The organism is Marinomonas sp. S3726, from assembly GCF_000967665.1.
Lineage (GTDB): Bacteria > Pseudomonadota > Gammaproteobacteria > Pseudomonadales > Marinomonadaceae > Marinomonas.
Genome location: NZ_JXYC01000006.1, coordinates 18,675 through 42,605, shown reverse-complemented (window position 1 = coordinate 42,605; position 23,931 = coordinate 18,675). Strand labels below are relative to the sequence as shown.

22 protein-coding genes are annotated in these 23,931 nt (G+C 38.7%); 10 read left to right on the top strand and 12 right to left on the bottom strand.

Annotated features, from left to right (window positions below):
• Positions 1-55 precede the first annotated feature (55 nt).
• Positions 56-493 (bottom strand): DUF411 domain-containing protein, encoded by a 438-nt coding sequence (locus tag TW85_RS05580; RefSeq protein ID WP_046016117.1) that lies wholly within the window; start codon positions 491-493, stop codon positions 56-58.
• Positions 494-611: 118 nt separating this feature from the next.
• Entirely contained in the window at positions 612-896 is a 285-nt protein-coding gene (locus TW85_RS05575) for a helix-turn-helix domain-containing protein (RefSeq protein WP_238326166.1), read from the bottom strand.
• A gap of 171 nt (positions 897-1,067) precedes the next feature.
• Between TW85_RS05575 and TW85_RS05570 the strand changes: the two genes are divergently transcribed.
• Complete coding sequence (locus tag TW85_RS05570; RefSeq protein WP_046016115.1) at positions 1,068-1,844, top strand: SDR family oxidoreductase; 777 nt, start codon at positions 1,068-1,070, stop codon at positions 1,842-1,844.
• Between the two features lie 109 nt (positions 1,845-1,953).
• Here TW85_RS05570 and TW85_RS05565 read toward each other — a convergent pair whose 3' ends face one another.
• On the bottom strand, positions 1,954-4,017 hold the full coding sequence (locus tag TW85_RS05565) for a bifunctional diguanylate cyclase/phosphodiesterase (RefSeq protein ID WP_162197492.1): 2,064 nt from the start codon (positions 4,015-4,017) through the stop codon (positions 1,954-1,956).
• A gap of 597 nt (positions 4,018-4,614) precedes the next feature.
• On the opposite strand from TW85_RS05565, the gene TW85_RS25915 reads away from it, so the two are divergent.
• The 4 genes from TW85_RS25915 to TW85_RS05545 are packed head-to-tail and all read left to right on the top strand — an operon-like array spanning position 4,615 to position 8,128.
• The gene (locus TW85_RS25915; protein ID WP_052701905.1) at positions 4,615-5,250 is read left to right on the top strand and encodes a paraquat-inducible protein A; all 636 of its coding nucleotides are present in this window, start codon (positions 4,615-4,617) and stop codon (positions 5,248-5,250) included.
• Positions 5,240-5,872 carry a paraquat-inducible protein A gene (locus TW85_RS25910; RefSeq protein WP_052701903.1) on the top strand — a complete coding sequence of 211 codons (633 nt, stop codon included), beginning with the start codon at positions 5,240-5,242 and terminating at the stop codon, positions 5,870-5,872. Before TW85_RS25915 ends, TW85_RS25910 begins: the two co-directional genes overlap by 11 nt.
• Position 5,873: 1 nt before the next feature.
• Positions 5,874-7,532: an intermembrane transport protein PqiB gene (gene pqiB / locus TW85_RS05550; protein WP_046016113.1), complete on the top strand. Its 1,659-nt coding sequence runs from the start codon at positions 5,874-5,876 to the stop codon at positions 7,530-7,532.
• A gap of 2 nt (positions 7,533-7,534) precedes the next feature.
• Entirely contained in the window at positions 7,535-8,128 is a 594-nt protein-coding gene (locus TW85_RS05545; RefSeq protein WP_046016112.1) for a PqiC family protein, read from the top strand.
• 56 nt (positions 8,129-8,184) lie between these two features.
• Here the strand turns inward: TW85_RS05545 and TW85_RS05540 are convergent, their stop codons facing one another.
• The 4 genes from TW85_RS05540 to TW85_RS05525 all read right to left on the bottom strand — a co-directional run bounded on the left by TW85_RS05540 (position 8,185) and on the right by TW85_RS05525 (position 12,073).
• The gene (locus TW85_RS05540) at positions 8,185-9,726 is read right to left on the bottom strand and encodes a glutamate synthase-related protein (RefSeq protein ID WP_046016111.1); all 1,542 of its coding nucleotides are present in this window, start codon (positions 9,724-9,726) and stop codon (positions 8,185-8,187) included.
• A 226-nt stretch (positions 9,727-9,952) separates the two neighbouring features.
• Positions 9,953-10,303 (bottom strand): DOPA 4,5-dioxygenase family protein, encoded by a 351-nt coding sequence (locus TW85_RS05535; RefSeq protein ID WP_046016110.1) that lies wholly within the window; start codon positions 10,301-10,303, stop codon positions 9,953-9,955.
• A gap of 78 nt (positions 10,304-10,381) precedes the next feature.
• A complete protein-coding gene (locus tag TW85_RS05530) occupies positions 10,382-11,362 on the bottom strand; it encodes an MDR family oxidoreductase (RefSeq protein WP_046016109.1) in 981 nt (326 codons plus the stop codon).
• A gap of 114 nt (positions 11,363-11,476) precedes the next feature.
• Positions 11,477-12,073 carry a TetR/AcrR family transcriptional regulator gene (locus TW85_RS05525; RefSeq protein WP_046016108.1) on the bottom strand — a complete coding sequence of 199 codons (597 nt, stop codon included), beginning with the start codon at positions 12,071-12,073 and terminating at the stop codon, positions 11,477-11,479.
• A gap of 160 nt (positions 12,074-12,233) precedes the next feature.
• Between TW85_RS05525 and TW85_RS05520 the strand changes: the two genes are divergently transcribed.
• The 5 genes from TW85_RS05520 to TW85_RS05500 all read left to right on the top strand — a co-directional run bounded on the left by TW85_RS05520 (position 12,234) and on the right by TW85_RS05500 (position 17,768).
• On the top strand, positions 12,234-13,274 hold the full coding sequence (locus TW85_RS05520; RefSeq protein WP_046016107.1) for an alkene reductase: 1,041 nt from the start codon (positions 12,234-12,236) through the stop codon (positions 13,272-13,274).
• Between the two features lie 317 nt (positions 13,275-13,591).
• Complete coding sequence (locus TW85_RS05515; RefSeq protein ID WP_046016106.1) at positions 13,592-14,011, top strand: hypothetical protein; 420 nt, start codon at positions 13,592-13,594, stop codon at positions 14,009-14,011.
• Positions 14,012-14,090: 79 nt separating this feature from the next.
• Positions 14,091-14,774 (top strand): YjbF family lipoprotein, encoded by a 684-nt coding sequence (locus tag TW85_RS05510; RefSeq protein ID WP_052701902.1) that lies wholly within the window; start codon positions 14,091-14,093, stop codon positions 14,772-14,774.
• 25 nt (positions 14,775-14,799) lie between these two features.
• Positions 14,800-15,552 (top strand): capsule biosynthesis GfcC D2 domain-containing protein, encoded by a 753-nt coding sequence (locus TW85_RS05505; RefSeq protein ID WP_046016105.1) that lies wholly within the window; start codon positions 14,800-14,802, stop codon positions 15,550-15,552.
• Positions 15,552-17,768, top strand: coding sequence for a YjbH domain-containing protein (locus TW85_RS05500; RefSeq protein WP_046016104.1), 2,217 nt, complete (start codon positions 15,552-15,554; stop codon positions 17,766-17,768). The genes TW85_RS05505 and TW85_RS05500 overlap by 1 nt, the downstream gene beginning before the upstream one ends.
• Positions 17,769-17,885: 117 nt before the next feature.
• Here TW85_RS05500 and TW85_RS05495 read toward each other — a convergent pair whose 3' ends face one another.
• From TW85_RS05495 to TW85_RS05475, 5 genes are all read right to left on the bottom strand, one after another.
• On the bottom strand, positions 17,886-18,434 hold the full coding sequence (locus tag TW85_RS05495; RefSeq protein WP_046016103.1) for a GNAT family N-acetyltransferase: 549 nt from the start codon (positions 18,432-18,434) through the stop codon (positions 17,886-17,888).
• Positions 18,435-18,590: 156 nt separating this feature from the next.
• Positions 18,591-19,766, bottom strand: a complete 1,176-nt coding sequence (gene fadA / locus TW85_RS05490) for an acetyl-CoA C-acyltransferase FadA (protein ID WP_046016102.1) — start codon at positions 19,764-19,766, stop codon at positions 18,591-18,593.
• Between the two features lie 28 nt (positions 19,767-19,794).
• Positions 19,795-21,954: a fatty acid oxidation complex subunit alpha FadB gene (gene fadB / locus TW85_RS05485; protein WP_046016101.1), complete on the bottom strand. Its 2,160-nt coding sequence runs from the start codon at positions 21,952-21,954 to the stop codon at positions 19,795-19,797.
• A gap of 120 nt (positions 21,955-22,074) precedes the next feature.
• Positions 22,075-23,004 (bottom strand): FAD-binding protein, encoded by a 930-nt coding sequence (locus tag TW85_RS05480; RefSeq protein WP_046016100.1) that lies wholly within the window; start codon positions 23,002-23,004, stop codon positions 22,075-22,077.
• Positions 23,001-23,753, bottom strand: a complete 753-nt coding sequence (locus tag TW85_RS05475) for an electron transfer flavoprotein subunit beta/FixA family protein (RefSeq protein WP_046016099.1) — start codon at positions 23,751-23,753, stop codon at positions 23,001-23,003. The genes TW85_RS05480 and TW85_RS05475 overlap by 4 nt, the downstream gene beginning before the upstream one ends.
• Positions 23,754-23,931 lie beyond the last annotated feature (178 nt).

Here is a 23,931-nt window from a genome sequence, read left to right as displayed (position 1 = left end):
TTATCTTAGTTAGACTCCAAGATAAGGCTAGATTATAGATGCTAGTTATTCGGCATTAATATTGACGATATAAGCTAGTTTTGCCTGACTTATCAAAAGCTATTACTTGGAAGTCTTTAAAGGGAGCACCTTCTTTTGCCATGCCAGGGGAATGCATGGGCATGCCAGGAGCAGAAAGGCCGGCAATATTTGTTGGCTTCTCTTTTAGTAATCTTTCTATTTCTGCCTGAGGTACATGCCCCTCGATAAGGTAGCCTTCAATAATTGCCGTATGACAAGATCCTAGTTGATAAGGTAGACCATGACTTTGACGAACGTTTGACCAATCCTTATCAGCATGAACAGTCACTTCATGACCGTTTTTCTCCATTATTTTCGCCCATGCAGCACAACAGCCACAGTTCGCAGATTTATAAAGGTCTATGGTTACTGCAAAAGCTTGAGAACTAACAAGTGCTGCAGCCAAGATAAGGGTGTTCGATTTAATTTTCATAGGTACTCCACATAGAATCCATGGTTAAAACCAATTCTGGATATTATTCTAGAAATTGATTTTAAGGCTTGGAGATAGGTCTAAGGTCAAACAGTTTTTTTAAAAACAATAACAATGCTCAATTCAGTTGATTGATTTCGTCTTGCAGCTGCTCAAGTTCATCTAGAATACGAATGAATTTTTGTCCAAACTCTGTCACTTGATACTCCACTCTTGGTGGCACTTCATTAAAACTTATGCGTTCTAATATACCAAAGTCCGTATTTTTTCTAAGGCACTCATTCAGTACTTTGGTGCTGAGTCCCTCAACACTTTTTACCATTTTACCTGGACGATTAACCCCTTCTTTTAACAGTTGATACACGGTCAAAGACCATTTACAGCCATATATAGTCTCAACCATGCGTGCACTATTTTCCGGGGCTTTTTTTCGACTAATTTTATTTTCTAATGTTTTCATCAAGATATACCAAAAAGTACCTATAGAACCAATTTGTGCTTGGTTTTCAAGCCGCTAGCTCTCCATTTAAGCTAACTAAATAATCTTTAACAAGACCTACTTAGGAGAGTTATTATGACACAAGCAAATACACCTTTAGCCTTTATTTTAGGCGGTTCCAGCGGTATGGGATTAGCCACGGCAAAGCAACTTGCAACCCAAGGTTGTGATTTAATTATTGCCTCCAGTTCCCAGGATAAATTAGCCGCTGCAAAGGCAGAACTGAATCAAATTAACCATGCAATTCAAGTAAAGACGTTGCAAGTTAACCTTTATCAGGAAGAGGACGTTAGCACTTTAATTAATGCAATTACAGAGCAAGCACGCCCTATCGATTATTTTGTTAATGCCGCTGGCTACTTCAAGCCGACCGCATTTGTAGAGCATCAAGCATCTGATTTTGATAAGTATATGATCTTAAATAAAGCCAGCTTCTTTATTAGCCAAGCCATTGCTAAAAACATGATAGCCAATCAATCAGGTTCAATAGTCCATATTGGCTCGATGTGGGCAAAACAGGCAATTAAAGCGACCCCTTCTAGCGCCTATTCTATGGCTAAAGCTGGGTTACATGCATTAACTCAACATATGGCGATGGAATTATCAGAGTTTAACATTAGGGTGAATGCCGTTGCGCCAGCCGTAGTGAAAACGCCAATTTATCACTCCTTTATTGATAAAAATGAACTTGATGATGCATTGGCTGGTTTTGATGGTTTCCATCCTATTGGTCGTATTGGTACACCAGAGGATATTGCCAACAGTATCTGCTTTTTATTGAGCGAAAAAGCAAGCTGGGTAACAGGTGCTATTTGGGATGTTGACGGTGGTGTTTTATCAGGCCGAAACTAGTACAAAACTCACTAGAAAGGCCTATCTGAACTGATTAGAGAAAGGTAGAGAGTTATCCCTACCTTTTTTTATTTCTATCCAGTTAAGTTTATCTTTTTGAAAACTTAACTTATCCGTTAGAGAGTTTAATCGCATCTAAATGACTTTGAATCATCTTTTGTTCAAAGGCTTCAACACCAACAGGCCTCGAAAACAAAAAGCCTTGGCCATAGTCACAGCCAATATCTTTTAAACAGCGCCTTTGCTCTTCTGTTTCAATTCCTTCTGCGACGACTTTAATACCTAGCTTATGGGCCATGACTATCATAGCTTCACACAGGACTTTATCGTTAATACTGGTCGTCACATTTTTTACAAAAGAGCGATCTATTTTCAGATAATCGATATCAAACTTTTTAATATAGGATAAGGAGGAATATCCCATGCCAAAATCATCCAAGGCTACATCAATGCCTAAAGATTGAAAGTTAACCAATTTTCTTGAAATGGACGAATGAGAGTCCATCAAAATACGCTCTGTTATTTCAACAGTAAGCGCTTCTCCTGGCACTTTATACTCATTTAAATAAGTCATCCAGTTACCCAAGAAAGAGTTACTTTCTAAATATTGAATAGGCGATGTATTAATATTCAGCTGAAAATTTGGATCAAGTTTGATGCGCCAAGTCGCTACTTGCTGAGCGACCTCTTTAAACACCCAATCCCCTATTTCACAAATTAAACCTGTGTCTTCAGCCATAGGAATAAAAGCATTGGGAGATACCAAGCCTTTTTGAGGGTGCTGCCATCTAATTAGTGCTTCTGCTTTGCAAATCTTTCCTGTTTTTAATTCAACGATAGGCTGATATTCAAGACTAAACTCTTTCTCTTCAATAGCTCTGTGTAACTCCTTCACCAATAACGCTCTTGCGACAGCCTCTTCTTGCATGCTTGCTGAGAAGTATTGAAAACAGTTCTTCCCTTTTGCTTTCGCTGCATACATGGCTTGATCAGCCGCTTTAAACAAGTCATCAGAGTTACTCACATCATTAGGATAAAAGGCGATACCTATACTGGCTGAGATATAAACTTGCTCATTATCTAACTTAAATGGCTGACTAAGACTGTACAAAACTTGATTCGCAAGAGTTTCTACTGCAGCTTTATTGACCTTACCTGTATTGTCCAGATCAGTTAAAATTAAAGTAAATTCATCACCGCCTAATCTTGCTACCGTATCAGTTTGCTTAACGGCTAAGTTCAACCTATTGGCTACATCAATCAATAATTGATCACCTTTTGCATGCCCAAAGGTATCATTCACTTCTTTAAATCTATCTAAATCTAAATACAGAAGCGTGATATAACTACTATTGAGATCGGCTTTATGAATCGCTTGCTGAATTCTATCTGACACTAAGCGCCGATTAGGTAAGCCGGTTAAATGATCGTAATTAGCTTGTTGCCAAATCAGTTTCTCAGCAGCCTTACGCTGCCTAATATCTCGCACAACAGCCAAGACATAGGACTGAGAATCAAACTGTATATAACTAAGGTTCACTTCAACGGGAAAACTTGTTCCATCTTTATGTATGCTTTTACGCTCAAACAACATACTTTTAGACTCTTTTAACTCATTCGTTAACTTTTTCCACGCCCCTTTACGAGCCATCTTAGGGTTAATATCTGATACTTTAAGTTTGCCAACCACTTCATCTCTTTGGTAACCAAGCGTCAGATAACCTGGCTGATTACACTCAATAATGTAAGAGCTTTTTGAATCGATCACATAAATCGCATCACTAGAGCTATCGAGCAGGGTTTTAAACATTAATAAAGAGGCATCTGTCTTTTTTTGCTCAGTCAGATCGACTACCTGAGCTATCATTCTTTTAATTGCCCCTTCTTCATCAGGTTCAGCGGTTAGCGTTAATAAGCCTTCTATGGTTTTTCCTGACTTATGCAGATACTTTTTCTCAATAACAACGCTACTATAAGGATCGTTTCTTAGGTGCTCACGAATGGTTTTATTTGCTTCAAAATTATCAGGGTGGGAAATGATAATATCAGTCTGGTAGATTTCACTCTTGCTGTAACCCAATAGGTTTAGCATGGCTTTATTGACGTACTCAAAACTACCATCCGGACGAGACAGTACCATGGGTACAGGTGTGGCATCGAAAATCCTTTTCATTTTATCATCCATGTCTGAGTTTACTTGATCGACATTAGACATAAATTACTATTTCAAACTCTTATTATCGTTATCACTAAAGGCGTTTAATAATGGCTTTAGCAATAAACTATAGCCTATATAAAACCAAATTTAGTTTACCCAGCAGTCATTAAAATAAGCAACAAGCTTGTGTAAATAGGACCACTGTCAGCTATAAACTAAGTAAATGAGACCCTTTTTACCTTACTTAACTAAGAGCAGCTCCTATGGTTACAAGCTAAACTAGCTAAAAAACATCTGAGTTTCATAAATACATTTAAGGCTTTAAATTAATGCCAGCATATAAGTAACTTGAATAACATGAAAACAATAAATGGAATTATGAGGCTGGTTAATTATTTACACCGTTTTTACTAACTTAACCTGATAAAAATAAGTAACAATAGCGTTCACCGTTTTGAGGTAACCCAGTTAAGATAAGACTAAACATAAAGTCAGTTAGACGATTACCTCCTAGATAAGTAAGGTAAACACTATTAGAAATTTGAACTAGCTTAAATTTTTCTTTAGGCTAGCTAACTCAAAGTTTAAATAGGTGAATTTTCTCTTAAACAGATGAATAATTTGACGCAAGACGTACCAGAAAGTGACTCAACAATCGCCTGTCATGGGTGTGATTTACTTATTTCTTTGCCTGAGCTTGATTATGGGCAAACGGCTTCTTGCCCAAGATGTAACCACTTGATCACTCGTCGACTGCTTGGCGCACACAATAAGATTTTAGCTCTCTCAATTTCTAGCTTTATTTTTCTTATTTTTGCCTTACCTTTTCCCTTTCTATACTTTAGTAATCAGGGGAAAGATTATGTCATTAGTTTCGCCGATAGCATTTTTAATATGGTGTTAATGGACTATTTTAGTATTGCTGTATTACTATTTTTTACGACTCTGCTTATTCCAGCTATTTGTCTTCTTTCACTCATTTATGTGCTGGTTTCTTTACAGCAAAAACGCCTACTTCCTTATACCCAGCCACTTTTACAAAGTGTTTTTTTTCTTATTGATTGGAATATGGCTGAAATTTTTTTGGTCGCGACCTTAATTAGTTTTATCAAAATATCATCATTAGCAACGGTAACTTTAGGCTTATCTTTTTGGAGCTATGTTTTTTTTATCATTTGCTTAGTAGCGGGATTATCTTTGCTTGATAGATATCAGATTTGGCGTAAGGTAAAAGTCCATGAAAGATAATCATAGAGATAATGCTGAGCACAACCATCAATATGGATGCCCAGTCTGTTTAACACTAAATGATATGAGCAACCCTAAATGTCGCACTTGTCATCGCCATTTACATCTTATAAACAGTAATAGCATACAACATACAATTGCCTTGCTGATTACGAGTGTTCTCTTATATATCCCTGCAAACTTTCTCCCCATCATGTATACCAATTGGTTAGGACAAGAAACCGCCAGCACTATACTTGGTGGTGTTGTTTCTCTTTGGGAACCAGGTACATACCCTATCGCGGTAATTATTTTTGTTGCCAGTATATTAGTGCCGATTGGAAAGATTTTAGCGTTATCTTGGTTGTGCCTAAGTGTCACCGTCAAGAAAACAGACTCAAGGCGCATTAATCTTAAGCTATATAAAATAACCGAGCTAATAGGTCGTTGGTCTATGGTTGATGTTTTTGCCGTTGCTATTTTAGCCTCCCTTATTCAGATGGGAAAAGTAATGAGTGTTTACCCAGGCATGGCTGCCGTTGCCTTTGCAGGTATGGTAATCACCACAATGTTAGCAGCCATGTCTTTTGACCCCAGATTAATGTGGGCAAACCAAGTTCATCAATTTGAGAACGAGAAATAAAATGCCACCAGAAGTGTATGTTTCACCTGCCAAAGTAGATCAGGCAAGACCGATTTCAAAAGTTTGGTTAGTCCCTTTTGTCGCCCTCACAATAGGTTTATGGATGCTCTATTTTAACTGGAGTAATCAGGGTCCATTAATCACAATTTCGTTTGATAATGCTGAAGGCCTTGAGATTGATATTACTAAAATCAAACTAAGAGATATCACCATAGGCAAGGTTGTAGATCTAAAGCTATCAGATCAGTTTGACAGTATTGAACTAACAGCTCGCCTTGATAAAAATACAGACCCTTTACTCAAAGAAGATAGCAACTTCTGGGTAGTAAAACCAAGAGTAGGAAAAGAAGGCATATCAGGTTTAAACACCATTTTGTCTGGTGGACATATTGAAATTTCTCCGGGTCAAAGCAAGGTGTCTCGTTACGATTTTGTTGGCCTTGAAACGCCCCCTATTACACCAGCAGGCACTCCAGGCCTTAGAATCACTTTAAACAGTGACGACGAATTTGCCTTCACCACAGGTGACCCCATCATATATAAGGGTTTAACCATTGGCCGTTTTGAGAAAGTTAAGTTTAACTTTGAAGAAAGAGTTGTTTACTACGATGCTTTTATCAATGAGCCATATCATCAGTTAATTACAAAAAATACACGCTTTTGGAATACCAGTGGCTTGCGATTAGATCTAAATAGCGATGGTATTAGTGTACAAACAGGTAATGTCGAAACCTTGCTCACCAATGGTATTACCTTTGGTGTACCTCAAGGAATGGAGCCCGGCCCTCAGGCAACACAAGAAGATGTGTTCAGAATTTTTACCAATGTTGAGCAAGCAAGCGCGACTAAATATTTGCATACAGTTGAATATATTATGCTCGTTAGTAGCTCAATTAGAGGGCTAGAAATTGGCGCTCCAGTTGAGTATCGAGGCGTACATGTTGGTAAAGTGCTAGATACAAACTTTAATAAGAATAAGCATGAAGCTTTGTTAGAAGACGACCTTAAAATCCCTGTTTTACTGAGTTTAGAGCCAGGCCTTGTTGGCCTACCTGACACAGAGTTAAGCGCTGAAGGAATCAAACTACAGACGCGTAAGTGGATAAAGAAAGGGCTTAAAGCAAGTTTAGCAACAGGTAACTTACTCACTGGCAGCCTTTTTGTCGAATTGCAGCATTTTCCTGAGCACCCTATGACAAGTGTTTCCTCTAAAGATGGTTATGAAATCATTCCAACTATAGAAGACAACTTAGGTCAGATAGCGAATAAAGCGGGTGACTTCATCGATACACTTAATAAATTACCACTTGAGTCTTTGACAAAAGATACACAACAAGTCTTAAAAGACCTAAGTAAAACATTAAATGACCTCAACCAAACTAGCTATAAAGTAAATGCATTAGTTGATCAAACTCACAAAGCTCAACTTCCTCAGCAACTACAAGATACGCTTGAAAAGGTTTCAACCATGACACAAGGGCTTTCGGAAGGGTCACCAGGCTACGACGAGTTACTTAATACACTACAAGCGGTTCAATCTAGCTTACATGAACTTAAGCCTTTACTTAATAAGGTGAAAAATAGACCTAATAGCTTAATTTTTTCGGATAATCAGCCTTCTGATATTGAACCCTTTAAAGCTCCAAACACAGGCCAATAACAATGAATTTAATGCGTATCATTCCTATATTTATCAGCGTTTTATTATTAGGCTGTAATAGCCAGCCAACACCAACTAGCCATTATTACATTCTTAATCAGCAACTTGATACGCAAGGTTTGGCAAACCTTAGTCCAATAAGAGAGGTCCAGCTAAGCCTGCCTGAATACTTAAAGCAACCTAATCTAGTATTGCAGTTGAGCGAGCACGAATTAAGCTATGCTTATTATCATACTTGGGCTGAGAACTTAGATGATGCTATTCAAAAAGGTCTGGATCAGGATTTAAGAAAGCTAGTAAAGGAACAAATTGCATCAGGTAACCAGCAAGATATTAAGGCTAATACGCAAGTCAGCCTCATACTTGATATCGACCACTTTTATGCCACGATAGACTCCAAAGTGGTACTGACGGGTAGTTATAGTTTTATTAACACACAAGAAACACAAGCGCTTTCCCCTAAATATAACTTCACTTTCAAAGCCGAGATAGAAGCTGACGGCTATCCTCACTCAGTCGCGAAAATGCGTCAACTTATCTTAGCGCTTGCCAAAGATATGTTGATTAATTACCAAAAAGTAGATGTGACTCTTTAAGCTAAGAAATAATTTAAAGGTTGGTCCCGCTAGAGCCCAACCTTACATTTAAACAATTAGTGAGAAAAGCCTGCATATTTAACCCCAGATAAATGGGCCATTTCCCTATGCCAAGTGGCCAAGTCATGTTTATGAAATTGATTTAGACGATTATGACCACAAGCTCTTGCCATGACAGCCATTAGCTCGGTTGAAGCATTAAAGAAGTTTGCTAGCTGTTTTGCTGATTTCTCTACATTGAGCCTTTGACGTAAGTCTTCATTTTGAGTGGCTATTCCTGCTGGACAATTATTCGTGTTGCAGATTCTAGCTGCTACACAGCCTATGGATTGCATAGCACTGTTTGAAACAGCCACACCATCTGCACCAAGCGCCATAGCTTTAACAAAATCGATGGGAGTTCGAATACCACCTGTAATAATAAGCGTAACTTGACCTGACTTTCCTTGCTCGTCAAGAAAGCGCCTAGCTCGAGCTAAAGCAGGTATCGTTGGTACACTAATATGGTCTCGAAACATTTCTGGCGCGGCCCCTGTACCACCTCCTCGCCCATCTAATATGATGTAATCAGCCCCAGCATCTAAGGCAAATTGCATATCGGCCTCAATATGGTTCGCACTTAACTTAAAACCAACGGGAATACCTTGACTTACTTCCCTTACTCTATCAGCGAATCGCCTAAAATCATCTAAACTATGTAAATCTTTAAAGGTAGGTGGAGATACTGCGGGCTGACCTTCTGCAATACCTCGTACCAGACTAATCTTACCTTTATTTTTATTACCTGGAAGGTGACCTCCTGTGCCAGTTTTTGCCCCTTGTCCACCTTTAAAGTGAAACGCCTGTACTCTTTTTAATAAAGCTTCTTGATAGCCAAAACCAGCACTGGCTAATTCATAGAAGTATCGACTATTTGCAGCCTGCTCTTCTGGTAACATGCCACCTTCTCCAGAGCAGATACCTGTGCCAGCTAGCTCAGCCCCCATGGCTAAAGCAGTCTTAGCCTCTTCAGATAAAGCGCCAAAGCTCATGTCTGAAACAAATAAAGGAATATCCAGTATGAGTGGCTTATCTGCATTGGGCCCGACTATAAGTTCAGTTGAAACGGGAACATCTTCAAGCAAAGGTTTAGTGGCCATTTGTGCTGTCATAATTTGCAAATCATCCCAATGAGGTAAAAGATGTCTTGGAACCCCCATAGATGTCATCGGTCCATGGTGCCCTAACTTAGAAAGCCCTTCTCTCGCAAGTTGATGAATAAATGCTAATGTTGGCTCTTCTTCAGTAGCTACAGCTACTGGAGCCGCATTTTTTTCAGTTTGTATCCCAGGCCCTGCTTTACCAACTTGTTCACTTGCAAAAGCTTTGTGAGTGCCATCACAAAATGGAAGGTTAGCACTATGCTTACAAGCGCATAAGTAGGCATCATCACTGGACTCAGCTTTGAACATCTGTGGTTTAAAGCCTGTTCCTTTATGAGACCCATCGCAAAAAGGTTGCTTGGATGAACGACCACAGGTACAGAAATAGTATTCTTGCCTAGCATCTAAGCTCACTTTCAAAGGTTTATTGTTAGCAATGATTGGTTGATTACTCATAAGCACCCCTTAAATTAAAATATGCTCTACCATGCTTAATACTCATGACATAAAAGCGTTTAATAAGTATGGTTCAAATAAGTTAATCTGCTACTGAAGGCGTGTTCTTCTTAAACGGTGAACGGAAGTAAAAAAGCTTAAAGCTTGAGAGACGTAATTGGAGCTTTAGAGCTACTACTTAACAGGTTAAAAACGTACAAGGACTTTATTTATTACAGCATAGTATTTATCGAAACATTGCAAGGTTGAGCTCTTCTGCCTCACCTAGCCAATAAGCATATTCAGTATGATCTTTTAAGTCATCGCCAGTAAGGCCATGAACAAAAATACTCAATCCTTGCCTATTAGCCTCCAGCCAAGGAATTAAAGTATCGAATACATTTGCGGTGAAAGCTATTTGACAACTCCACTTAGGATGTGGCCCAACTAACTTCTCATGAAACCTACCAACTTTTACTTTATGAATATCACCTGCTTGTTGGCATATTTGCTTTGCTAAAGCTAATGTCGATTCATCAAAATAAACATGTGCATGGTAAGCTTTATGGTTATTCACAGGCCTTTTCACGGTATTCATTTCACCTTACTATTTTTTAAACTTTTGATTGAATTTTAATAGAGCTAAGAATGCCATGAGACTTAGCTCTATTTCGAATTAAAGCGCGACTAGAACTCGACCTGTAACTTGGCCTTTTATGATTTTATCTGCATAACTAGGCACATCTTTTAAACTGATTTTTTGGCAAGCTGCTTGATAAAAAGACTCAGGTAGAATATCCATTACTTGCTCCCAGGCAGCCAACCTTTTCTCTGTTGGGCAATGAACAGAATCAATACCTAACAAATTAACGCCACGTAGAATAAAAGGCATAACCGTTGTAGGTAAAGCAAAACCACCTGCTAGACCACATATAGCGGCAGCACCAGCATAATCAATTTGCGCTAGCGCTTTGGCTAAAATTTTATTACCTACTGTATCTACGACGCCTGCCCAGCGTTGTTTTTCTAGTGGTTTTGCCTCTTGTTCAAACTCACGTCTGTCAATAACCTCTTTCGCGCCTAATTCTTTTAACAATGGCCCATTTTCTTCAACTCGGCCTGAACACGCGACTACTTGATAGCCTAGCTCTGACAATAATTTAACAGCTACAGAGCCCACACCGCCACTAGCGCCTGTCACTAATACTTCCCCAGATTCAGGCTTTACATCGGCATGTTGCAAAGCTTGTACACATAACATGGCAGTTAAACCGGCTGTGCCAACCATCATTGCTTTTTCTGCATCACACCCTTTTGGCATTGGAACTAACCAATCAGCTTTAACTCGTGCCATTTTAGCCATACCACCCCAATGGTTTTCGCCAACACCCCAACCAGTAAGAATGACTGAATCACCTTCTTGATATCTAGCATCATTTGAAGAGACAACCGTACCTGCAAAGTCAATTCCAGGTACCATAGGAAAATCTCGTATAATTCGACCTGCTCCTGTAATCGCTAAACCATCTTTATAGTTAAGAGATGAACAAGCCACTTCAATAAGTACATCTCCTGAAGGCAGGTCACCAATTTCTAATTGTTCAATTTTCGCTTTTGTTATTTTATCTTCTTGTGTCAATACTAATGCATCAAACATATTATTATCCTAATCAAATGAAGCTAGATTCAGCTGAATACAAATAAAAAACTCGATTCCATAAACATCATATAGAGCCTTTAAATTTAAAAGATATGCACCTTTAGTCTTATGCTAATGACTAAGACTTAGACGTTTTATATCGTTAAAAAGCTGATCTGCAAGTTCCTGTAAAACGGCTTGAGTTGTATTAGTTTGGGCGAAAGTTCTAAGTCCATAAATCCCCATAGAAAGATAACGTGACATGTGGGAGATATCACATTCAGACGATAGTTCCTTAGCTTCAATTGCCATTTCAAATTGATTTTGAAATGCTTTTTGCCAATCATAAAGGCTATCACTGATGACACTTTTAATTTCCACATCTTGATCGGCAATTTCCGTCAAAGCTCTAGTTAGCAGACAAGCTTTATTGCCCTCTTTATCAGCGCAATCTAACACTATTGCATCAAGATATTGTTTTAAAGAATCCAATACCGCAACTTCTTGAGAAAAATGCCCTTCAAACGTTAACTCACTATCTTGTTTGTATTGAGCTAAAGCAGCTAATAGCAAGCCGCGTTTATTTTCAAAAGCACAGTAGATTGAACCTGGGTGTAGCCCGGTAGATTTCGTTAAATCCTGCATGCTTGTCTTGCTGTAGCCTTTTTGAACAAAAGTGTTCATTGCAGACCTTAGCACTTGTTCACGATCAAACTTTGCCGGTGGCATTGAATTAGTCTCACTTATTGATTAATTAGAAAATAATACTTCATCTTGAATGTTTATTCAAAATAAGCCTTGAATGATCATTCAAACACCTATATCTTGAATAAACATTCAAAATATACACCTACCCATTTGATTAGTAGGTAAATGATAGGAATAAAAGATGACTGATAATCTATTTCAAGAATATGCGCTAAACGACAGTATCAAATTAAAAAACCGTATTCTCATGGCGCCTCTTACCCGCTGCATGGCCGATGATGATTTAGTACCTACTCAACAAATTGCTGATTATTATGCTAGACGCGCTGATGCAGGACTAATTATCAGTGAAGCGACTATCATTCGCCCTGATGGACAAGGCTACCCTAATACACCAGGACTTTACTCAAGCGCACAAATAGAAGGATGGCAAAAAGTTACTCAAGCAGTACATGCAAAAGGTGGCAAAATTTTTGCTCAACTTTGGCACACGGGTAGAGTTGCTCACTCACACTTTTTTGGTACAGACGTACTAGCACCTTCGGCAATAAAGATAGAGGGTACTGTACCTAGAATGAGAGAGCTGGTTTATCAAACACCGAAAGCGGCAACTCAGGATGACATCAAGCAACTTGTGAAAGATTATGCACAGGCTGCTGCTAATGCTATAGATGCAGGCTTTGATGGTGTTGAAATACATGGTGCGAATGGCTACCTCATCGATCAATTCTTACATTATGCGAGTAATCAAAGAGATGACGACTACGGTAAAACACCAGAAAATATGTCTCGCTTTGCATTAGACGTTGTGGATGCGATTACAAATAGGATTGGAAATAGTAAAACGGCTCTAAGACTGAGTCCTGGTGCTTACTTTAATCTAGAGGGTAACCCAAAAGACAAAGATGTGTTTGATTACTTACTACCTGAGCTTGAAAAACGTGACTTGGCCTTCTTACACATAGGTATTTTTGATGATGCGATGGAGTTTGACTACCTTGGAGGAAGAGCTTCGAGCTATGTCAGAAAGCATTATCATAAAACTCTCGTGGGCGTTGGCAGCTTTAGCGCTGAAACAGGTAGCCAAGCTATAGAAGAAAATAGATTTGATCTTTTGGCCATAGGCAGACCTTTTATAGCTAACCCCGACTACATAGAGAAAGTAAGGTGTAACAAGACTTTAACTGCATATTCAGATGAAATACTAGGTGAATTAATCTAAATAAACATATTCTTACTGAAATAATTACACTATCTAAAATACTTATTTCAGTAAGGCCTGTTATAACAAAAAAGTCTAATGCGTAATAAAGTCAGTATCGATTAACATTTTATTACATAGGTTTTAGGCTTTTTTCCTACAAATGATTGGTTTAAATCTATTAACTAGCCATTCTTTACCCTTTTTCACATTAATTTAATTCAAGCTGCTTACAAAACGATCTAAGATCCACTAGAATAAAATTGTATTTTTATTCAATAGTTTGGTTGCTCTAATAAAAGTAACTTTGAACTTAAATGTTTATAAAAGGAAATATTATGAAAAATCTTGCTTTCGCATTTATAGCGACATTGGCAGCAAGCCAAACTTTTGCGGCTGAAATAGCTACAGAAAGAGCAGCTGCTGCAGCAATCGAAAACTCAAGTGCTGCGGCAAGCTCTGGTGGTGGCGCAGCTGGTGGTGGCGCAGCTGGTGGTGGCGCAGCTGGTAGTGGCGCAGCAGCAAGTGGTGGCGCAGCAGCAAGTGGTGGCGCAGCAGCAAGTGGTGCAGCAGCAAGTGGTGCAGCAGTAAGTGGTGCAGCAGCAAGTGGTGCTGTAGCAGCAGGTGGTGTAGCAGCAGGTACTACTGCCGCATTAGGTACAGTTGGTACTTTAGCCGCATCAGTAGCAGCTATTTCTGTTGCAGCTACTGTTACAGATTCAAACAGCACAGCAACAAGTGCATCAACAACGAACTAATGTGCTCGTTAATAGAAACCCAGCATTTATGCTGGGTTTTTTTTGCTCCTAATTTATATACATGTAAAAGTGAAAAATAATGCGATTAACGAGAATGCATGGAACTAAGCTAACTTTTTTTATTAGCCTATTTTTATTGTCTGCCTGCACTCAAAAGTTTAAGGACTCCTTTAGTACAGTTAACGCATCAATCAAGGGCTTAAAAGATATTGAGCTCAGTGAAGATGAGCTTAAAGACTTCCCTTATGATAGCGCTTATGTACGTTTAAATGATGGTCGGAAAATACTAATGGTACTTGCTTTAATAGAGGGTAATAATTTAAATAATTACCAGCGTTTTAAATGGGTTTCAGCTGATAGTTATATACTAATAACTGAAAATAGTAGGATAGTTAAAAGTTTAGGGTTTAAAAGTAATCTTATAGGAATTAACCAAAAGGACAATTTGAATTCAAACCTTCCTCGACCTTCAGTTCAGACTAACAAATGGTCTGCATATTATGACTGGATGCCGCTCTATAAATACCATTTTAGCGCTAGTATAAATTCAAAGTTAGTTAAAAAAGAAACAGTTAGTCTTGCGTCTTGGTCTCTACAGGCCCAACATGTGAAAGAAGTCATAAACTTTAACGAACTTAAGACAGAATTAACAAATCATTACTGGTTGAATGATAATGGTCAAGTGGTTAAGTCAATACAATATCTTGGACCAAATATGGATAAGATAGAAATGAGCTTTGTCAAAAGTTTCTTGCCAAAGTAAAAAAAACAAAAGTAAGTAATTAATTATGATAGCAAAATTTAATCTTTTCCGTTACATCTTAATTTTATTAGTACCTATTTTATTTAGTATTAGTAAAGCTAACAGTGAAACTACTCTAAAAGTCACTATACCTCAGCAAGGTATTAGTTTAAGTTATCATAATGCACCTAAATTATCTCAGTTATTAATTGACGCAAATAAGAACATTGAATATTCAGCATACCCACTAGGCTCAGCTCTAATTAAAAAAAACAACAATACAAACACTATTATACAAAACACAAAAACTAAACTTTTAGAGCACTTAGAAGTTATTAGCAATGCAAATACATCTAACCTACGAACAATTATAGAAAACCTCAATTTTTTTCAACAAGAAAATATCACCCTTGATCTTGAGAGAATACAACAAAATAACAGACTAAACCCCATTATTTCAGGTGACTACCAACTTTATTTACCAAAGAGACCTGATTTCGTTATTTTAATTGACCCTCAAAACTTTGAGAAAATCGTAAGGCTAAAATTAAACGCCGGATATCACTTAGAAAACTACTTACGTGATCATTATAAAAACAAAAACTTCACTACAGAAAACATTAGAATTATTCAGGCAGATAAACAAGTCATTACCCCGAAGATAAATTACTGGAGTAGCAATAAGTACTATTTATCACCAGGAGCAATCATTTATGTGGGATTAAATAGAAATATCTACAAAGCCGAGACTATTAATCAAAACGTTACAAACTTGCTACAACATCACGTGGTTTACTAATGCCTAAATATTACCTTATACCCTTAGCAAGCACTCTATTTTCACAACACCTTATTGCTTCTGAAAACCATACAAGTTATCCATTTGAGCCTCATACACTTAAAGTATCTCAAATGGACTTTGGCGGTGTTGGATTAATGCAAATGCCAACTGGTCGTATGGCAAAAGAAGGTGAATTTTCTTTTAATTACACACAAAACTCTGAATATGAATTCTATTCTTTTTCTTTGCAGCTGATGCCCTGGTTTGAAAGTACGATTCGTTATACAGAAGTACAAGATTTGCTCTTCAGTAATAGTGAAGTGTTTAGTGGTGACACCAAGTTTGCTGATAAAGGTGTTGATGCCAAAATTAGATTATTTAAAGAGACTAATTGGCTACCTGAAACATCAATCGGATTAAGAGATATAGGTGGCACTGGCTTATTTGATGGAGAGTTCATTGCTGCTACAAAGCGTCTAGCAACTGATAACTATGGACAATTCGATTTTACATTAGGATTGGGGTGGGGCTACCTTGGACAAAGTGGCAATATCTCCAACCCTCTATGTAGTTATAGCGATTCTTATTGTAACCGTGACTCCAGCTTTTCTGATAATGGCGGCACTATTGACTCACAAAGATGGTTCAAAGGTAATTCAGCACTTTTTGGTGGTATTGAATACCAAACTCTTTATGCGCCATTAAGACTCAAGCTTGAATACGACGGTAATGACTATAGTCAAGATGCTCCGCTCACAAGTGGTAATGTATCAATGATTCAAGATAGCCCTTGGAACTTTGGAGTTGTATATGGCCTCAGTGATTATGCGGATGCCCGTTTTAGCTACGAAAGAGGGAATACCGTAACTTTAGGTATTAGCCTTTCTACAAATTTCAATAAAAACAAACAGTTATACAAAAACAGATCATTTTCACAAGACCTACAAGCACCTAACTTAAATCATACACAAAATAATATTGATACAAATGAGATAGATTGGGAGTCCATAGATAGTCAACTAGCAGATATCGCAGGTTACAACGAAAATGAGTTTTACTTAGAAGACTCCACTCTCACTTTAGTCGCTGAGCAAAAAAAGTATAGAAATAGATTTATAGCTCAAGATAAAGCTTCTTCAATCCTATCAAATGAGCTTCCCGAAGATATTAACGACTTTTTAATCATAGAAAAAGTTAAAAATATACCAGTTAAAAGCAGCATAGTTTCACGTGATAAGCATGCAGACTATGCAGAAGTAAATTATATTAATCCTAGAATTCAAGATGCCATTACTGATCTTGATAACAACAATTTACCAAGCTCTAACCCTAGCTATACAAACGATCAAAACTTTAATTATGGTTTTGGTCCAGGGCTTACTCAAACACTTGGAAGCGCCGAGGATTTTTACCTATATAGCATAGGTATTGAACTTGACGTTTCATACTGGTTGTCATCAAATTGGCAACTTGAGTCAAGTTTCTACCTCAATCTATTAGATAATTACGACAAATTTAACTATACAGTTCCAAGCGATGGAACATCTAACCCTAGAGTAAGAACCCTAGCGCGAGAATACATACATGACAATCAAGCCTATATAAACAGCTTACAACTGAGTAATTTCCAAAAATATAACCAAGATTGGTACCAACAGTTTTACTTTGGCTATTTAGAACAAATGTTTGCAGGTGTCGGCAGTGAAGTTTTATACCGTCAAAAAGGTGCTAACTGGGCACTTGGCCTAGATTGGAACCTTGTATCCCAGAGAGAGCCCGATTCTTGGCTAGGTACATTCAATAGCCCTTGGGAGTATAGCAGTACAGAAGAAGTGCTCTCACAAGGTACAACTGGTCATGCATCTGTTTACTACAGACCAGAATGGGGTTTCCTACAAGATACCTTGTTCCAACTAGATTATGGTAAATTCTTAGCAGGTGATATTGGTTTTCAACTGGACTTTTCCAAGCAGTTCAACAGTGGCATTATCGTTGGGGCTTATGCAAGCAAGACAGACATGTCTGCTGAAGAATTTGGTGAGGGCAGCTTTACCAAAGGTTTCTACTTTACAGTTCCTTTTGATATTTTAACAATTAAGCCTAACTCAAGTAGAGCTAATTTTGAGTGGCAACCTCTAACAAGAGATGGTGGTCAAAAACTTAATAAAAAGAACAACCTCTTCCAAATGACTGATCAACTTAACCCTTGGTACCAAAAACCTGTTAAAGAATAGCTTTCACCAATTGTAGTAAGAGTAAAGGCAAGAGTGTTTTTAATTACCCTTGCCTTTACTCTATACATTGACCCTGACCTATCTTGATTTATCACACCCAATAAATTTATTTAGCCTCTACTTTTGCTTAACTTCAACTTTACACTTTAATAACTCAAGTAATGCATCCGTACTTGGCCAAACATAAACAAACTCCTCTACCTTACTGCCACAAGGAGAATTCCATACATTGGCTTTGGTTCGTTTACCTTCTAATTTTTCATAAAAGTTAATAGCGTTTTTATTTTTTGCTAACACCTCTAAATACAAACTAACCCCCTCTAGATCACCCAAACTTGATAAAGCCCTATCAATAAGTCGTCTTCCTAAACCTTTGCCTTTATGGCTGGAATCAATATGTAGATTATCTAACAAAATTGTTTTTGCACTCGGCGCTTTCATTAAACAAATAAAACCAAGCAGGTTATTCGCCTCCTCAGCAAGTAAAACCGTTTGATTCTCATTTTTGTTAGTCAATCTTTTACGCCAAACATCTAGCCTATTTTGTAATACGTTTCCCTCTAAGTATTCATCAGACAAAATGCCGGTATAAGTTTCTTGCCAACTTTTAGCATGTAGATTTGCAATTGCATCAAGGTCTCCCAAGCTTGCTTGTCGATACTCCACACTGCAGCTCCTTTTTGAAAGTTAAACTTTTAGCTCGAATAAATAAATTATAAGCACTTTTTCTAAGCAAAAAAAAGCCCCTCAAAGAGGGGCTAAAAGACAGAGATGGACTTTCAATAACATTGAAATTGGGCGCGGGGGTGCACCCTTTTTCAACTACAAACGTTCGAAAACGGTTGCAATACCTTGCCCCATGCCAATACACATAGTAGCAAGACCTAGTGTTGCATCTTTCTCCTTCATCACATTAAGCAATGTTGTCGAAATACGCGTACCTGAACAACCCAGTGGGTGACCGAGAGCGATAGCACCGCCATTCAGATTCACTTTGGTTTCTAAATCATTAAGTAGTTTAAGGTCTTTCATTACAGGTAGTGCCTGCGCAGCGAAAGCTTCGTTCAACTCAACAATTTCAATATCAGAGATAGTTAAACCTGCACGTTTCAGTGCTTTTTTAGATGCAGGAACAGGTCCATAACCCATAATCGCTGGATCACAGCCAGCCACAGCCATACTCTTAACTCGAGCAATAGGTGTCACCCCAAGCTCTTCTGCTTTTTTAGCTGACATCATCAACATAGCAGAAGCACCATCAGACAGTGCAGAAGAAGTACCTGCAGTTACTGTACCGCCTTTTGGCATGAAGACAGGACGTAATCCACCTAAAGATTCCATATTGGTTTCTGGGCGAATAACCTCATCTACTTCAACTAAAATTTTATTACCTTCTGCATCATGTCCTTCAATAGGCACTATTTCATTATCAAAACGGCCAGCCAAAGTGGCTTCGTGAGCAAGACGGTGTGAACGTACACCCATGGCATCTTGATCTTCACGGCTAATTCCATGCATCTTACCTAGCATTTCAGCTGTTACACCCATCATCATGGACGCTTTTGCCATATGCTTAGACATTGCAGGGTTAACATCGACACCATGCATCATATCTACGTGGCCCATGTGCTCTACACCACCTACTACGAACACGTCTCCTTGACCTGTCATAATAGCTTGAGCAGCAGTATGAATTGCAGACATTGATGAACCACATAAACGGTTCACAGTTTGAGCGGCTGACGTTACAGGTAAGCCACCCATAAGAGCGACTGCACGAGCCATATTAAAACCTTGCTCTAGCGTTTGGTTAACACAACCCCAGATCAAATCTTCTACTTCATTTACGTCAACACCAGGGTTACGTTTGAACAAAGCCTTTACTAGACCAGCAGATAGATTTTCTGCACGTACATTTCTAAATACACCGTTTTTCGTCTTACCCATAGGTGAGCGTACGGCATCAATGATGACTACATCGTTTGGATTCAATTTCATGGATTATCTCCTAATCTCGACCTATGAATTACTTAGCAGCATTGCCGTAGTAAGTTTCGTTATTGGCTGCCATAGCACGCATTTGCTCTGTTGGGTGGTAAAGTTTACCCAAGTGACTGAACTTATCAGCTAGCTCACAGAATGCTGCAAGACCCATTTGGTCAAGATAGTGTATTGCGCCACCTAGGTATGGAGGGAAACCGATACCATAGATAAGACCCATATCAGCTTCAGCTGGTGAAGCAACAATATTCTCTTCAAGGCAGCGAACAGTTTCAATACATAGCGGAATCATCATACGAGCAATGATGTCTTCTTCTGTTAACTCAGTTTGAGACTCAACAGTCGGCGCCAGAAGCTCAACGATTTCTTCATTGTAAATTTTCTTCGGTTTACCCTTACGATCATTTTCGTAAGTGTAGAAGCCTTTTTGATTTTTCTGACCAAAACGCTCAAGTTCAAACAAGCGATCAATGACACTCACACCTTCATGCTGCATACGATCAGGGAAACCTTGTGCCATCACCTCATCTGCATGGTATGCCGTATCAATACCGACTACATCCATCAAATAAGCAGGACCCATTGGCCAACCAAATTTTTCCATCACTTTATCTACTTGACGGAAATCTGCGCCCTCTTTCATCATGGCAGCAAAACCACCAAAATAAGGGAATAGAACACGGTTAACTAAAAAGCCTGGGCAGTCATTCACAACAATTGGTGTTTTACCCATTGCTTGTGCATAAGCTACAGTTTTCGCAACAGCAACTTCACTAGATTTTTCACCACGGATAACTTCAACTAAAGGCATTTTATGCACAGGATTAAAGAAATGCATACCAACAAAGTTTTCAGGGCGTTTAAGTGCAGTCGCAAGCTCAGTAATCGAAATTGTCGAAGTGTTAGAGGTCAAAATAGCATCATCAGCAATATGGCCTTCAGTCTCCGCCAATACTGACTTTTTAACATTCACATTTTCAACAACCGCTTCAACAACTAGGTCGACATTTTCAAATTCACCATAAGTCAAAGCAGGTACAATTTTGCTTAGAGACTTCATCGCTTTATCAGCAGTTAAACGACCACGTGAAACCTGTCCATTTAACAGCTTAGTAGCTTCATTCAGGCCAAGATCAATCGCTTCTGTGCGAATGTCTTTCATAATAATAGGAGTGCCTTTAGAAGCAGACTGGTAAGCAACACCACCACCCATTATACCGGCACCTAATACAGCGGCTTGTTTGACAGGTGTCGCATCTTTAATTAGAGCGCCAGATGTTTTCTTGATTTGCTGATCACTTAAGAAAAGGTTAACAAGAGATTTAGCAACTGGCGTTTTCGCCATTTTGATAAAACCAGTAATTTCAGTTTCACAAGCTTTTTCAAAAGCTTGACCGATATTTTTTTCTACTGATTTAATCGCAGCCATAGGCGCTGGGTAATGTTTGCCAGCTTTAGCACCAACAACACCTCGAACTGATTCAAAAATCATCATTTTCTCAATAGCAGAGAAAACCATAGGTGCCGTTTCTTCTTCGCGACGAGCCATATAGTCAAGCTTACCAGAAGCAGCTTGCTCAACTAAGTGAAGCGCAGACTCTAACACTTTTTCAGTCTTAACAACTGCATCTACGGCGCCATCTTTTAAAGCAACATTGGCACGTTTTTGACCTGCTCCACAAATCCATTCACAAGCATTATCAACACCGATAATACGAGGTAAACGAACTGTACCGCCCCAACCTGGATAAATACCTAATTGTGTTTCAGGTAAACCAACTTTAGTTGAATCTGCCATGACACGGTAATCACAGGCCAAGCAAAGCTCAAAGCCACCACCTAGAGCAACACCATTAATTGCCGCAACAGTTGGACATGGAAGAGCAGCAATATCATTGAAGATTTTATGGGCTGCACGCAGTTTTTCAGCCAATAGCTCGTCTTCTAATTCAAACCAAGTCGAAAACTCAGTAATGTCCGCACCAACAACGAAAACATCTTTCGCACTAGCAAAAACAACACCTTTCAAACCAGGTTGTACTTTCAATGCAGAAACGGCTTCGCCTAATTCTTGCAAAGTTAAGCTATTAAATTTATTTACTGATTCACCTTGTAAATCAAGAGTGACGATGGCAATCCCAGGTGACTTTTCAGCTACCTTTATTGCTTGTCCTTCAAAAATCATGCTGATCTCCAATTTTTCTTATTTTGACCTTTCCTTGGATTCATTTAAAAATGAGCCTAAGGCAAGGCAGCATTCACTGCCTATTTAAAAGTTAATAATATCGAGCAAATGCTCAATCGCTTACAACGCGCTTTCTAACTCTGGTACAGCTTCAAAAAGATCTGCCACTAAACCATAATCTGCAATTTGGAAAATTGGCGCTTCTTCATCTTTATTGATAGCAACAATTACTTTGGAATCTTTCATGCCTGCCAAATGCTGAATTGCACCAGAAATACCAACTGCGACATATAAATCGGGAGCCACTGTTTTACCTGTTTGACCCACTTGTAAATCATTGGGTACAAAACCAGCATCAACTGCTGCGCGAGATGCACCAACAGCAGCGCCCAACTTATCAGCAACACCATCAAGAATTTTAAAGTTATCGCCACTTCCCATACCACGACCACCTGAAACAATAATGTTTGCAGCTGTTAGTTCTGGACGATCTGATTCCGCAAGCTCTTCACCAACAAAACGACTCTTATCTGAAGCAATTACTTGAGAAAGTGTCACTAGCTCTGCACTACCACCTTCAGCTGAAACAGGATCAAACCCAGTTGCACGAATAGTAATAACCTTAACGGTATCGTTTGATTGCACCGTAGCTATCGCATTACCAGCATAAATCGGACGAACGAAGGTATCAGCACTTTCAACTTTGATGACATCAGAAAGTTGAGCAACATCAAGTAAAGCAGCAACACGAGGAAGCATATTTTTACCAGTTGTTGTTGCAGGCGCTAAAATGTGACTATAACCTTCAGATAGTTCAACAACCAATTTACTAACATTTTCAGCCAACTGATATTCATAAACAGAATTATCAGCTAACAAAACACGTGAAACACCTTCCGCCTTTGAGGCCTGCTCAGCAACTGTCTGGCAGTTAGCTCCAACAACCAAAAGATCAACATCTCCGCCAATTTGAGTGGCAGCAGCTAACGTATTTAAAGTAGCTGGTTTTAGGTTCGCGTTATCATGTTCTGCAATAATTAAAATGCTCATGCAATCACCTTCGCTTCATTTTTCAATTTTTCTACAAGCTCAGCTACCGAGCCTACTTTAATGCCACCTTGACGTTCTGCAGGTGGTGTCACAGAAATAACATTGACATTAGATGCTGTTGAAACACCTAGCTCTTCAGGCGTTTTAACATCTAGAGGCTTTTTCTTAGCCTTCATAATATTTGGTAACTTAATAAAACGAGGCTCATTCAAACGTAAGTCTGTGGTTACGACTGCTGGTAAGCTCACAGCAAGTGTTTGAAGTCCTCCGTCAATTTCACGGGTAACTTGTGCTTCACCATTTTCAACCACAACTTCAGAGGCAAATGTTGCTTGAGGCATATCAAGCAATGCAGCCAGCATCTGACCAGTTTGGTTATTATCAGAATCAATTGCTTGCTTACCGAGAATAATTAGATCTGGTGATTCAGTTTTAGCAACTTCCGCTAGAAGCTTAGCAACAGCCAAAGAGTCAACACCGTCTTCAGTTTCAATTTGAACCGCACGATCAGCACCTAAACCTAACGCTGTTCTTAACGTCTCTTGACAACCTTTTGAACCAATTGAAACAGCTACAATTTCGGTTGCTATGCCTTTTTCTTTTAAGCGAACAGCTTCTTCAACAGCTATTTCACAAAATGGGTTAATAGACATTTTTACATTAGCAAGCTCGACTGCTTTGTGGTCAGCTTGTACTCTTACTTTGACGTTGTAATCAACAACGCGCTTAACTGCGACTAATACTTTCATACGCCCCTCGTGTCTATTTTTAAACTAAGTCCAAAACAAGTTTAGAACTTACAAGCACCCTAATACTTTATTAATTTGGATGGTCGTCATTTGTACTTAATACTAAATTCTGACAATTTTTCATCAATAACAAAAAAGCCACAGTTAACTAACAAAAATCTTCAAATACAATTCATCC